The 12,851-nt window shown below is 69.7% G+C and carries 9 protein-coding genes; 4 read left to right on the top strand and 5 right to left on the bottom strand.

Features of this window, described 5'->3' with window-relative positions:
• The first annotated feature begins 3 nt into the window (after positions 1-3).
• Genes SSPN_RS0137005 through SSPN_RS0136995 form a run of 3 tightly spaced genes read left to right on the top strand, consistent with a single transcriptional unit; the run spans position 4 to position 3,543 of the window.
• Positions 4-1,164 carry an acyl-CoA dehydrogenase family protein gene (locus tag SSPN_RS0137005; protein ID WP_010314983.1) on the top strand — a complete coding sequence of 387 codons (1,161 nt, stop codon included), beginning with the start codon at positions 4-6 and terminating at the stop codon, positions 1,162-1,164.
• A gap of 15 nt (positions 1,165-1,179) precedes the next feature.
• A complete protein-coding gene (locus SSPN_RS0137000) occupies positions 1,180-2,727 on the top strand; it encodes an amino acid adenylation domain-containing protein (protein ID WP_029536095.1) in 1,548 nt (515 codons plus the stop codon).
• Between the two features lie 24 nt (positions 2,728-2,751).
• A complete protein-coding gene (locus SSPN_RS0136995; protein ID WP_010314981.1) occupies positions 2,752-3,543 on the top strand; it encodes an alpha/beta hydrolase in 792 nt (263 codons plus the stop codon).
• Positions 3,544-3,585: 42 nt separating this feature from the next.
• Here SSPN_RS0136995 and asnB read toward each other — a convergent pair whose 3' ends face one another.
• The 5 genes from asnB to SSPN_RS0136965 all read right to left on the bottom strand — a co-directional run bounded on the left by asnB (position 3,586) and on the right by SSPN_RS0136965 (position 11,528).
• On the bottom strand, positions 3,586-5,412 hold the full coding sequence (gene asnB, locus SSPN_RS0136990) for an asparagine synthase (glutamine-hydrolyzing) (protein ID WP_029536094.1): 1,827 nt from the start codon (positions 5,410-5,412) through the stop codon (positions 3,586-3,588).
• 1,781 nt (positions 5,413-7,193) lie between these two features.
• Positions 7,194-8,534, bottom strand: coding sequence for a condensation domain-containing protein (locus SSPN_RS0136980; protein WP_010314978.1), 1,341 nt, complete (start codon positions 8,532-8,534; stop codon positions 7,194-7,196).
• Between the two features lie 14 nt (positions 8,535-8,548).
• Positions 8,549-9,406 carry a hypothetical protein gene (locus SSPN_RS0136975; RefSeq protein ID WP_010314977.1) on the bottom strand — a complete coding sequence of 286 codons (858 nt, stop codon included), beginning with the start codon at positions 9,404-9,406 and terminating at the stop codon, positions 8,549-8,551.
• Complete coding sequence (locus SSPN_RS0136970) at positions 9,403-10,221, bottom strand: glycosyltransferase family A protein (RefSeq protein ID WP_010314976.1); 819 nt, start codon at positions 10,219-10,221, stop codon at positions 9,403-9,405. Before SSPN_RS0136970 ends, SSPN_RS0136975 begins: the two co-directional genes overlap by 4 nt.
• A complete protein-coding gene (locus tag SSPN_RS0136965; RefSeq protein WP_010314974.1) occupies positions 10,218-11,528 on the bottom strand; it encodes a DegT/DnrJ/EryC1/StrS family aminotransferase in 1,311 nt (436 codons plus the stop codon). The genes SSPN_RS0136970 and SSPN_RS0136965 overlap by 4 nt, the downstream gene beginning before the upstream one ends.
• 333 nt (positions 11,529-11,861) lie before the next feature.
• Between SSPN_RS0136965 and SSPN_RS47745 the strand changes: the two genes are divergently transcribed.
• Complete coding sequence (locus tag SSPN_RS47745) at positions 11,862-12,842, top strand: Gfo/Idh/MocA family protein (RefSeq protein ID WP_010314973.1); 981 nt, start codon at positions 11,862-11,864, stop codon at positions 12,840-12,842.
• The last annotated feature ends 9 nt before the right edge of the window (positions 12,843-12,851 follow it).

Genomic DNA, 12,851 nt, shown 5'->3' with positions numbered 1-12,851 from the left:
ACGATGAGGTTCGAGCTGGACGAGGCCCAGCGCGCGTTGTACGAGCGCTTCCGGCGGCTGGGAGAGGCCGGGCTCGGCGCCGACGTCGTCGACCGGGACAAGGTGAGCCGGTTCAGCCACGCCGACTGGGAGCACTGCGCGGAGAACGGCGTTCAAGGCCTATTGCTGCCGACCGAGTACGGCGGGGGCGGACACTCCACTGTGGAATACGTGAGCGCTATGGAGGGCCTGGGCCACGGCTGCCCGGACAACGGACTGCTGATGTCGCTGGGCGCGCACATCCTTGCCGTGGGAGTACCGATCCTGGCCTTCGGCGATGAAGACCAGCGCGTACGCTACCTCCCCCGGCTGGCCGCGGGCACCGCGATCGGCGCCAACGCGATGACCGAGCCGGGAACGGGTTCCGACGCCCTCGCCCTGACCACCACCGCCGAGCGCGCGGCCGGCGGGTACCGCCTCACTGGACGCAAGTGCTACGTGACCAATGCCCCGGTCGCGGACGTATTCGTCGTATACGCCACTGTAGATCCCGAACTGGGCTTCACCGGAGTCACCGCGTTCCTGGTCGAACGCGACGACGGCGGTCTGTCCGTTGTGGAGGGTGAGGAAAAGCTCGGGCTGCGCACCGCGCCGTGGGGGGTGCTGGAGCTGGACGGCTGCTTCGTACCCGACTCCCGCGTGCTCGGCGCGGTGAAGCAGGGCGCCGCCGTGTTCGCCCGGTCCATGTCCTGGGAGCGGGCAATGCTGATGGCGCCGTGGCTCGGCGTGTTGCGTCGGGAGACCGCGGAGTGCGTTGGCTACTCCCGGCGCAGACGCCAGTTCGGCAAGCACATCGGGCATTTCCAGAGCGTCTCGCACCGGCTGGTCGACCTGCACCTGCGCGAGGAGCTGTGCCGGATGGTCACCTATCGGGCAGCGCATGCGCTGACGACCGAAGACCCAGGATATCTACCGGAGATGAGCAAGCTCTACACCAGCGAGGCCGTCGTCGAGGCCTTCACCGCGGCCGGGCAGATCTACGGCGCGCTCGGCTACACAGCGGGCAGCCGGGTCGAGCGCAACCTGCGGGACGCGATCGGTATGACCATCTCGTCGGGAACCTCCGACCTGCAACGGAAGATCATCGCTGGCCGGCTGGGTCTGTCCTGGCCCGAACGGTACTGAGAGGCGAGGACGACGATGCGTGGATTGGCCGATCACCTTCCCCGGTGGGCTGCGGCGAACCCGGCGGCGGTCGCGGTCGAGACGCCGGAACGCTCGATCACCTACACCGAGCTGCACCGGCAGAGCTCCGCGCTGGCGAACGCGTTGATCGGGCTAGGCGTCACGCCGGGCGCGCGGGTCGGGCTGTGGCTGCGGAAGTCCGTCGAGTCCGTCGTCGCCGTCTACGGCGTGCTCAAGGCGGGTGCGGCCTACGTGCCGGTCGACCCGAGCGCGCCCCGGGCGCGGGCCGAGCGGGTGCTGGCCGACTGCGGCACCGCCTGCGCCATCGTCCACGCTGACCAGCTCGATACCCCGGAAGGCGCGTTGCCGTACCCCGTCGTGGCGGTCGGTGGCCTGCTCAAGACTCCGCACCCGGCCATGACCTGGGAGCAGGCCACCACCGGGCCCCGGCTCGGCCCCCAGTCAGGGGTGAAGCCCGGATCGCTCGCCTACGTGATCTACACCTCCGGGTCACAGGGACGGCCCAAGGGTGTCGCGCTCTCCCACCGCAACGCGCTCTCCTTCGTAGAGTGGGCAGTGCGCGAGTTCGGCATCACCCGGGACGACCGGGTCGCCGGCCACGCCCCGTTCCACTTCGATCTGTCCATATTGGACATTTTCGCCACCGGGCTGGCGGGTGGGCGCCTGGTGCTGATTCCCGAGAGTCATGTGGGATTGGGCGGGGCGCTGAACCGGGTGGTCGCGGAGCGGCGGATCAGCGTCTGGTACTCCGTCCCCAACGCGCTCGCCCGGATGCTCGCCGCCAAGAATAGCGCCGCGCTGACCGAATCGGACCTGCGCGTGGTGCTGTTCGCGGGTGAGACGTTCCCGCTCACCCAGGTGCGCCGCCTGCGCGCAGCGCTTCCCGGAGCTCGCCTCTACAACCTCTACGGGCCCACCGAGACCAACGTGTGCACCTTCCACCAGGTACGCGACACCGATCTCGTTCCGGAACGTGCGGAGCCCCTGCCCATTGGCCGGCCGTGCGACTACGCCGAGGTGTTCGTGCTCGATCGGGACGAAAACCCATGCGTCCCACGGCCGGGGGCCAGCGGTGAACTGTGTGTCGCCGGCGCTTCGCGGATGCTGGGCTACTGGGGCGACGACCCGCTCACCACCGCCAAGACCGTGCTGGTCTCCCAGGACGGCGGTGACCCGATTCCGGCGCACCGGACCGGGGACCTAGTCCGGTGCGACGACGACGAGACACTGACGTTTCTCGGCCGGACCGACGAGATGGTCAAGATCCGCGGTCATCGGGTCGAGCTGGGCGAGGTGGAGTCGGTGCTCGCCGAGATCGACGGCGTGCAGGAAGTGGTGTGTGCGGCCGTCGAGGATCACGGCGGGGAGAAACGCATCGACGCGCACCTGGTCGTAGCCGACGTCATCGAGGACATCTCGTCGCTACGCAGGCACTGCGCCCGGCTGCTACCCCGCTACATGATTCCCAGCGCCTTCCACGTGGTGCCCGAGCTGCCACGCACGGCCACCGGCAAGATCGACCGGCGCGGTATCGGCGGCTGAGGCACACGGGGATCGGAGCCGGCGATGGAGACCAGAACCGAGACGTGGCACAGCGCTGCGATCGGCAGGCCGAAGTCGGTGACGATCGCGCTCCCGCCGGGCTATTCGCGGACCGGCCGGCCGTTCCAGGTCGTCTATCTGCTGCACAGCTTCGGCGGCAACCGCCACTCCTGGCTGTCCTGCCCGCGGGTCGCCGAGCACGCGGCCCGTCACCGGTTGATTCTCGTACTGCCCGAATCGGGCCGGGCGTGGTTCATCAACGACGACCGGGGCCGCCGGTACGAGGACTATCTCGTGGGCGAGGTGGTCCTCCGGGTCGATGCGAGATTCAACACCGTCGCCGATCGCACCGGGCGGGCGGTCGCGGGATTTTCAATGGGCGGCGCCGCCGCCGTGTTCCAGACCCTGCGTCACAGCGATGTGTTCTCCGTCGCCGGCAGCAACAGCGGCGCGTTCGGGGCCGCTCGGCGCGTGGGCGATCCTTACCACCGGCACCGGGGAGACCGCGGTCTGATGATGCCGACCGAGCGGGACCACGAACGGGTGTGGGGGCCACCGGGAAGCCGGGTGCGCAGGCGCTACGACCCCCGGAACCTACTGGTGGAGCGCGACCGCACCGCGCCCCTCGCGGTCTACCTAGACGTCGGTCTCGGCGACTTCGAGCGGATGATCGCCATGAACCGGGCCATGCGGGAAGAGCTGCTTACCCACGGCGTCCCGCACGAGTATCGCGAACGGCCCGGCGGGCACGACTGGCGTTTCGTGGATGCGGGAGCCGAGCACCTGCTCGGCTTCGTGCGCGCACACCTGGCGTAACCCGGGTGTTCAACTGCCGATTCGGGCAGTTGAACACGCCGGTCACGCGACGACACGGACGCGGTAGGCCTCCAGCCACCTGTTCAGCAGCAGCAAGTGCGCCAGGCTCACCGCCGGGCTGGCCGCGGTGATCGGGCCGGGCAGGTCGACCGCGCCCGCCGCGACCGACGCCCGGACCCGCTGCCGGTCCACGAGCTGGAACACCGGGGCGTCGGGCTCGGCGACCAAGTCGAGCACCAGCGAACGCAGTTGCTCGACGTAGGCCGGATCCCGGCTCACCGGATAGGCGCTCTTGGCGCGGTTGACCACCTCGTCGGGCAGCAGATCGGTACTGGCGCGGCGAAGCAGCGCCTTGGGAATGCCCCGATGCGTCCAGATGTGCCGCGGCACGTTGTACAGGTACTCGGCGAGGCGGTGGTCGGCGAAGGGCACGCGCACCTCCAGCCCGACTGCCATGCTCATCCGGTCCTTGCGGTCCAGGAGCGCGCCGAGCCAGCGAGTCAGCCCCAGGTGGAACACCTCTCGCTGCCGCCGCCTGGCGGCGTCCTCACCGGGTAGCACGGAAACTTCCGCCAGCGCCTCGTGATACCGGTCGGCCTCGTAGCGCTCGGGCTCGACCACGCGGCGCACCTCCTCGCGGAGCAGAATCGCCGGCTGCGGTCGCGCGTACATCCAGGGGAAAGAGCCGTGGCCGATGAAGTCGTCGTCGAGCTGCCAGGTGTAGCCACCGAAGACCTCGTCGGCGCTCTCCCCGGACAGCGCGACCGTGCAGTCCTTCCGGACCGCGCCGAACATCAGCAGCATGGACGTGTCGAGGTCGCCCCAACCGGGCAGGTCGCGGGCGCCCAGCCCGCGGTCGAGGCCTTCGACCAGGTCCTCGGCGCTCACATCGACGGCGATGCAGCGGATTCCCAGTTTCTCGGCGACCAGCCGGGCGTACGGGTCGTCCTGACTGGGCCGCCACGAGTCGGCCGCCCCGCCGTGGCCGGACGGCCGCACCGAGTAGCTCGCCAGGTCCCCGCCCAGCCGCCGGGTGGCGAGCGCGGTGACGGCGCTGGAATCGATGCCGCCGGAGAGCAGGGTGCCGACCGGCACGTCGGCCACCACCTGCCGCTCGACGATGTCCTCCAGCAGCGAGCGCACGCGCGCGGCCGTCGCGGCGAAGTCCTCGGTGTGCGGCCGGGCCTCGAGCGCCCAGTACCGCCGCCGGCAAACGTGCCGTTCTCCCGCGACGAGCAGACAACCGGGTTCGAGCTCGCGCATCCCCCGGTAGACCGCCGTCCCGGGCGTGCGCGCCCTGGGCACGGCCATCAGCTCGGCGATCCCCTCGGCGTCCACCTCTGCGGCGACATCCGGGTGGGCCAGCAGCGCCTTCGGCTCAGACCCGAACACGAACCCGCCACCCACTTGGGCGTAGTACAGCGGCTTTATGCCCAGCCGGTCCCGGACGAGGAGGAGTTCGCGGGTCCGCTGGTCCCAGATGGCGAACGCGTACATGCCGTTGAGCCGGTCGACGAGCCCGGTTCCCCATTGCTGGTAGGCGGCGAGCAGGACCTCCGTGTCCGACCGGGTGACGAACGCATGCCCGTGCGTGCGTAGCTGGACGCGCAGCTCCTGGAAGTTGTAGATCTCCCCGCTGAAGGTCATGACCACCTGTTCGCCGGGCACGGCGCCCCGGGTCATCGGCTGCCGCCCGCCCGCGAGGTCGATGACCGCGAGCCTGCTGTGTCCGAGCAGCGCGGAGCCGGCCGCATACACCTCGCGCGCATCGGGGCCGCGCGGGGCGAGGGTCGCCGTCATGTCCTCGACCACCCGTCGGTCGCCACGCAGGTCCCGGCTCCAGTCCACCCAGCCTGTGATTCCGCACATCGTCGCAAAGCCCTCCGGTCGTTCCAGCGGGGCAGGCACCCGCACGGCGTCGCGCGCCGGTGCCTGCCCGGGTAGGTCGGTGCCCAGCCGCGACAGCGGCGAAAACCCGTCGCGGCGACGTGGGCCTGGAACAGGTCCGGAGGTGATCTCGCCTGGCGGACGGCGGCTATGCAGATTCAACAACCGCCAAAAGCGGGATTATCGGCTGGCTTATCTGCGCTACCGATCGCGCGGCCCTCCGCCCGACCGGAACCGCGGGAAATCCCGGTCGCGCCAAAACCTCGGCGCGACCCGCGGAACGCGTCGGGGGCGATCTGAATGTGCCGGCCGCCCAAGGTTCCCGCCCCTCCCCGAACCCGTTTCCTTATCGCACAAGTCTTCCTACCACCCGGCAGCCATGCGCGACCAACGGACCGCGCTCGACGCCCAAGATGGACTGGACCACCGGAACCCGCCTGCCTATAGTGATTTTGCTTGCGGTAATGACCGACAGACAAAGGCATTTCGGTGAACGGTACCGGGACTCGGAATCCGCTCCAACACTGCGCCGGCGACCGCATCGATCGGCGTGTCGACACATACCCGCTCCACGCCGGAACAGCAAGCGCGTCGTCAGCACCAGTACTCAGCCGGCCGCGCGGGACAGCACTGAACACAAGGTATCCCAGCCATGCAATCACATCGTTACTCCGAATACGCATCGATGTCCGGAGAGTGCAGATGTATACAGAGAACCGAACCGACGTCCACGGTGTGGAAACGCCCGACCGCCTGATCGCCCTCCGGGCCCAAGAAATACAGGCATCCCCGGTACTTTCGCTGGCGATCGGATCGCTGAAGCTGGCGTTCTCCCCGCGTTCGGAGGGGGAGAACGAGGAACACATCCAGATCCTCACCGAAGTGGAATCGGCACTACCCCCGATCATAGTGCACCGCAGCACGATGCAGGTGGTGGACGGCCTGCATCGCGTACACGCCGAACTCGCCCGCGGGCGCGACCAGATCCTGGCGCAGTTCTTCGACGGCACCGAAGAGGAGGCGTTCTTACTCGCGGTTTCGGTCAACACCACCAACGGCCTGCCGCTGTCGCTGGCCGACCGGACCACGGCGGCCACCCACATCCTCGCCACCCGGCCGCTCTGGTCGGACCGCGCCGTCGCCGCACTCGCCGGGATATCCGCAGGCACCGTCGCCGCGCTGCGCCGCCGCAACTCCGCGGGCGCCGCGGAATCACCGGCCAGGATCGGCCGAGACGGCCGGGCCAGACCGCTCAACTGCGCCAGCGGCCGACTACACGCCAGCGAATTGATCAAGGAGGATCCGTACGCGCCGCTGCGGCATATCGCCGCGGTGGCAGGCATTTCGCCCGCGACGGCGGCCGACGTCCGGGACCGCCTGCAGCGCGGGCTAGATCCGGTGCCCGAGCGGCAGCGCGTGGCAGGCATGAAATCGGCGCCCGCCCCGCCGGACACCGCGTCCCCGACGCCAGGCATCCACGAGAACCCGGCGTCACTGGCCGAACTGATGACGATGCTGGAGAAACTACGCCGCGACCCGTCCTTGCGTTTCAACAAGTCCGGCCGCGACATCCTCCGGCTACTGGGCGTCTGCGCCACCGCTACCCAGGAACGGCAGCGCATTCTCGCCACCGTCCCGACACACTGCGTCGGGATACTCTCCGAGCTGTTCCACGGGTACTCCGAGATCTGGCGCTCGCTCGCCGAAGACCTCGCCAGGGTGAACCAGATTCCGGAGCAGCGGACGGAAGCCGTGAGATTCGCTCAGCAGTCCGTGAATTCGCGGGCGGCGGCGGAGAACGCCGGCGCCCCGTCGAGCGACCGGTCCGGGTCGGCGGCGAGGAACTCTACGACCACTTCCAGATCGGTGGCTACCCGCTTGGCAAGGTCGGTGGACACCGGTGGCTCGACGTAACGCAGGGTCGCCTCGATCTGCCCTGGCGACAGGAACAGGTTGAGCAGGAACGTCGTGCCGCCGTTCTCACAGTAGGCGTCCTCGAGGAATTTGGGCACCTGCTCAACGGCATGACCGCCCATCGGCTCGGGCGGCGGGGCCACGTGCATGCCGCTCAGCTCGACCTCCCAGAGTCCGGGAATCCCCGCTCGCCAGCCAGTACCCAGCCCTGCGCGCAGGCAGATCTCCTCGACCGGCAGCCTGCCCAACAGCCCCACCGCCCTGCGCAGTTCGTCGCGCCGTCCGAGCAGGAACGAACGCACGTCGGGATATCCCCTGCAGGACGCCACGTCCAGTACCTGGCTACGCAGCAGTCCTACGACATCGAATCCGTGGCGGCGGTGGCGGCCGTTGTGCGTGACGGCCACCCGGGTCGGTCCGGCGTCCTCACGGCGGAAATAGAGGCCTACCCCGATCGCCATCAACTCATACGGGGTGCACACGTATTCGGCCGCCAGCGCGGTAAGCCGGCGGTTGGTCTCCTCCGACAGCGGCACGGCGATCTCCCTGGTCCAGGCCAGGCCGCTGACTCGCTTCCGGTCGAGCATCCAGTCCGGCAGGGCTGGCGCCGTGCCGCGAGCCACCCGGAGCCACTCGTCATAGACCTGCATCCCGTCTTCGAGCATAGGCGGGAAATAGTCCGAGAATTGCACCACCGGTCCCGGCGGCACCCCCTCGCCAGGCCGGTTGTACTCGGCGCGGATCAGGTCGGCGACGATCTCCGCGGACATCCCGTCGCAGCAGGCATGGTCGAGCACGCAGGCGACGAGAGTCCTGCCGTCGCTCGCCTGCCCCAGCACGACGTGCATGGACAGTTGCCGGGGAACGGCCCACCGGTCGTCCAGGCTGCGGATCACCTCGGCGACGCCGCCCGGCGAGCCGTCCCAGTCGGCCTCGCTCAGCGGAGCCTCGGTGATCTCCGAGGGCTCCCGGACGACCTGGTGCAGCTCGCCGTCGATGACCTCCAGCGACGTACGCAACGCCTCGTGGGTCGCGATGGCGCATCGGACGGCCCGCTCCACCTTGCCGCGATTCAGTCGACCGTCGGCGGTGAAAGCGTTGAACAGCCGCTTCGCTGGGACCGAGGTCGTGTCGGCGACGATGAAATCGTGGTAGACGGCCTGTCCCGCGGATGCTTTCAGCTGCTTCATTTCCGACTCCAATCTCAGATTGACCAGGCCAACTTCCAGAAGCCCGCCTTGGCCAGCGTCCTGGCGGGTCCGTGCCGGAGCAGCCCACGCTGACCGAGCGCCACGGCCAGCCGGTGGCCAAAAGCGTGATATCCCAGGAACTTGCTCAGCACGAGGAGCTTGACGGCCTGGTGGAATCCGGTCTCATCCGCGCCGTGCACCAGGTCGTCCTTGAGCCACAGCCCCCGGTACTCCACCGGCGCGTGCCGCACGGCCGGCCCCCACGTCCGGTGCGGCCGCGACCAGGTGTCCAGGTCGACCAGCGAGTAGCCGAGCCCGTGCAGCAGCGCGGCGACCACCCCGAGGGGGTACTGGCCGACGTAGTTGTCGATCAGCCCTCCCACCACGTCGATGCACACGGCTCCCGGCACCACGTCCACCGCCGAGCTGAGCACCGAATATTCCGTGCCCCGGGTGGTCAGGCGCAGCACGTCGAACGGGCCGCGTTCCCCCGCAAGCCCGCTGAGTGTCGCCGACGGCACGGCACGTCGTTCGCGCACCTCGAAGTCGGCCGCGCCGCCGTGGCGGGCCAGCACGGCGTGGTTCGGCTCGAGCAGTGAGGACCGCGCCGGGTCCCGGGTGACGTTCAGTTCCTCCGCCCCGCCATGCACGGACAGGGCGGCGGTCAGCAGGCCGGCGCCCGCCGTGGGGTTCACAACGAGCGGGTCGCAGACGACCGTCTCCACCAGGCCGTCGAGCGGCCGCCAGGCCGGGGGGAGCTCGCGCGCCCCGGCTTCGAGCACCCGGATCGGCGTCAGGTGCGCCGAGAGCCAGGCGACGGCGTCGGCGGCCTCCGCCTCCGCGACCGATCCCCGGGTCGCGGCGCCCGTCACCAGTCCCCCTCGGCGGCGCCGGGGCGGAAGCCGTTGGAGAAGCCGCCCAGTGTGTAGAGCAGCGTTGGCATGTGTGTGCTGATCATGGGAACCTCCGCGTCCACCAACGCCCGCAGCAGCTTGTTGTCCTCGCCGACGACGTTGCGCCAGTCGTCGATGTCGTAGTGCTCGGGAAAGGGCACCGTCAGCAGGAGCCGCCGCTCGAACAGCCATTCGCTGGTGTCGGCGTTCTGCACCCGGTCGGCTGCACCGCGCGACCCGACCTGGTCACGCAGCAGGTTCGACCACGGCAGGTAGACGTGGTGCCCGCGCAGCTCCCGGTAGCGGGCGCGGGCACCGTCGATGTCACGCATCCAAGGGTGCAACGCATCCAGGTATGGGGTTCCGTCCTGGTTCACCAGGCGGCACTGGGAATGCACAGCGGGGCTGGCGGTGGCTCGCATGCACCGCAGCAGGCTGGACAGGTGGTGCGGCTCCAGCAAGTTGTCGTCGTCGAGGAAGCCGACCAGCTTCGTCTCGGCCATCCGCACGGCGACGTTGCGGATCCGGGACAACACAGGAGGCCCGGAAACCTCCTCGCGCGTACGCGTCCGGAAATACCAGCGGACCGCCCGCGGACCGGCCGCCGGACCCGCAGGAGTCTCCCCGGCCAGCTGCCCGTACCGCGCCTCGTCGTCGTCCACCACCACGAGGTGGGTCACCGGTCCGGCAAAGTCCTGCCGCCGCACCGTCCGCAGACAACGGCGCAGCAGCCCGGGACGACCCCGGGTCACTGTGATCACCGTGATCGCCTCGGTGGGCCGGTGTGCGCTCATGGGCGGTGGGACGCCACCTTGGCGACCGCCTCGGCGATGTCGGCAACGTCTCGCTCGGTCCCGAGCAGGGCCGAGTGATGGGTGAGTACGGCGTGACGCACCAGGTACTCGGCGTTCGGGTACCGCCTGCCGCGCTGCTCGTCGACGAAGCGCTCGGCCAGCGGCCGAAGCGTCGGCTTGGTCCACGGCCGCAGCAATCTGCTGCGGCTAAGCGGTTCTCTCGGCGGGTAGAACCGGACGGCCAGCTCGGCGGTCAGCGCATCGGCCACCTCTGCGTTGGTCATGCAATCCGGGAGTGGGTCGAAGATGATCGGCAGCTCGTAGATCGAGAGGCGGTTCTGCTCGGCCCGGTGACGGAGCAGCCGGACGCCGGGAACACCGTCGAGCAGTCCACTGAGGACCTCATAGTTCCGGTTGCGCACGTCGTGCTGTTCGTCCAGCACCGCGAGCTGCCCGCACAGCAGGGCGGCCCCGAACTCGCTGAGACAGAAGTTGGCGCCCATCATGCTCGCGCTCTCCTCCAGCTCCAGCCCCTGCGGCGCGTCCCCAGTGGTGTAGCGGCGGGAGTCCGCGCGCAGCTCCTCCAGCCGAGCGGCGAGCCTGTCGTCATCGGTCACCACCGCGCCCCCTTCGCCTGCGGTGAGCACTTTGGACTGCTGCATGCTGAAACATCCCGCCAGGGCCAGCGAACCGGCCGGCTTGCCGAGCCATTCGGCGCCGTGTGCCTGGGCCGCGTCCTCCACGACGACCGCTCCGTGCTCGGCGGCGGCAGCACTGATGGCGGGGATATCGGCCATGACGCAGGCCCAGTGCACGGCGAGCACCGCACGCGCACCGGTCTGGAAGTCGAGGTGCTCCGGCGACACGCAGCCCGTGGCCGGGTCGACGTCCATCAGCACCGGGACAAGACCGGCCCGCAGCACCGCGCTCGCCGATGCCACCCAGGTCAGGCTGGGCACCAGCACCAGGTCGCCGTGATCGAGCCCCAGGGCCTCCAGGGCGACGACCAGCGCGCTGGACCCGTGGTCGACGGGGACGCAGTGCCGGACCCGCACATACTCGGCGAACTCCCGCGCGAAGCGACGCTCGAACAGCGCGGTGCCCGCCGGGCTGGTGATCGCCCACCGGTCGCCGCGAAGCACGGCGGCGAGCAGGTCGGCCGCTTCCGGCCCCGGAACGGGCCATGCCGGCCACCGCCGGTCCCGCGCGCGGACCGGGACACCGCCATTGACGGCCAGCCGCGCGGTCGTCGCGTGCCGCCGCGCGGCAGGCGGATCGGCGGCGGCTGGCTGGGTCGAGCTCCCCATGTGTTGCCTTCCGACGTTGGACCATCCGACGGTGGCGCGTCCGCGACGACTCCGGTGCCCGCGTCCGGGGCACGGCATCGAGGATGCGTCAGGGCGCGCATCGTTCAACTGCGGAACGCACACAGTTGAACGAACCACCGCCGAACACGCGCTTGACCAGATGTCGCGGTGTCGTACAGAGTTCGCCTTGCGCCGCGCCGCCGCGCAGTGCGCGATGACCGTGACACTGCCGGAAAGCACGCGGTATCTGACGACCAACATCCTCACGCTAGCCGCGCACACCGCAACGGTCCTCACCGGTGCACGCTGGCCAGCAGAACTGCGGAGGCTCCGATGAGAGCTGGGATCGTCGGCGCGGGACGGATGGGTTCCATCCACGCGCGCTCGTTGGCCGCCGCCGGGCACGAACTGGTCGTTCACGACCGGGACGCCGCCGCCGGCGCAGCGCTCGCCCGCCAAGTCGACGGCGACGTCGCCGACTTGGACGAGTTGCTGGAGCGCTGCGACGCGCTGGTCGTTGCGACCCCGGCTAACGAGCGGATGCCCCTGTTGCTCCGCGCCCTGAGCACTGGTCTGCCGATCTTCTGCGAAAAGCCGCTCGCTACGAGCGTCGCCCAGGGGGTCGAGCTGGTCGACGCCGCCGACCACCACGGCGCGACTGTCCACATGGGCTTCCAACGCCGCTGCGACCCCCAGTACCTGGCGCTGCGCCGACGGATCGAGACGGGGCGGCTCGGTCGCCCGTTGATGGTCCGGGCCACCGCCTACGACCACCGTCCACCGCCCGAGGACTACGCTGAGCCAGAAGACGGCATCTTCGCCGACTGCCTCATCCACGACATCGATGCCGCGACCTGGCTCACCGGCCAGGAACCGGTCGGTGTCCTGGCGGACGGGGCCCAGCTGCTTTCCCCTTCACCGCAACGGTCCTACTACGACATCGCCACCCTGGTGATCACCTACGCCGGCGGGTGCCGCGCCGTCCTCACCGCCTCGCGCATGGACCCGCTCGGCTACGACCACCGGATGGAGATCCTGGGCACGGCGGACTCTGTCTCGGTCGGCCTCACCGGCCGCTCCCCCCTCCACCTGGTGGAAACCGGTGCGCCTCCGACCGACGGATCCGGCCCGGCATGGCGTGGCTTCAGCGACCGGTTCGCCGAGGGCTACAAAACCGAAATGCGTGTCTTCGCCGACATGGTCACCAACGGCACCCCTAGCCCCTGCTCCCCCCGCGAGGCCCTGACCGCGCAACGTGTCGCCGCCGCGGCCGCACTATCCGCCCGCACCGGACGCCACCAACTCGTCCACTGACCACAAAGC

Source organism: Saccharopolyspora spinosa NRRL 18395 (assembly GCF_000194155.1).
In the GTDB taxonomy this organism is placed as follows: Bacteria; Actinomycetota; Actinomycetes; order Mycobacteriales; family Pseudonocardiaceae; genus Saccharopolyspora; species Saccharopolyspora spinosa.
Note: the sequence above shows the minus strand (reverse complement) of the source record. Positions and strands in the feature narration are given on the sequence as shown.

Bases quoted from the DNA above. Each gene is read 5' to 3' on its own strand.
- SSPN_RS0137005 (WP_010314983.1), top strand. From the start codon at position 4: ATGAGGTTCGAGCTGGACGAGGCCCAGCGCGCGTTGTACGAGCGCTTC.
- SSPN_RS0137000 (WP_029536095.1), top strand. From the start codon at position 1,180: ATGCGTGGATTGGCCGATCACCTTCCCCGGTGGGCTGCGGCGAACCCG.
- SSPN_RS0136995 (WP_010314981.1), top strand. From the start codon at position 2,752: ATGGAGACCAGAACCGAGACGTGGCACAGCGCTGCGATCGGCAGGCCG.
- asnB (WP_029536094.1), bottom strand. From the start codon at position 5,412: ATGTGCGGAATCACAGGCTGGGTGGACTGGAGCCGGGACCTGCGTGGC.
- SSPN_RS0136980 (WP_010314978.1), bottom strand. From the start codon at position 8,534: ATGAAGCAGCTGAAAGCATCCGCGGGACAGGCCGTCTACCACGATTTC.
- SSPN_RS0136970 (WP_010314976.1), bottom strand. From the start codon at position 10,221: ATGAGCGCACACCGGCCCACCGAGGCGATCACGGTGATCACAGTGACC.
- SSPN_RS0136965 (WP_010314974.1), bottom strand. From the start codon at position 11,528: ATGGGGAGCTCGACCCAGCCAGCCGCCGCCGATCCGCCTGCCGCGCGG.
- SSPN_RS47745 (WP_010314973.1), top strand. From the start codon at position 11,862: ATGAGAGCTGGGATCGTCGGCGCGGGACGGATGGGTTCCATCCACGCG.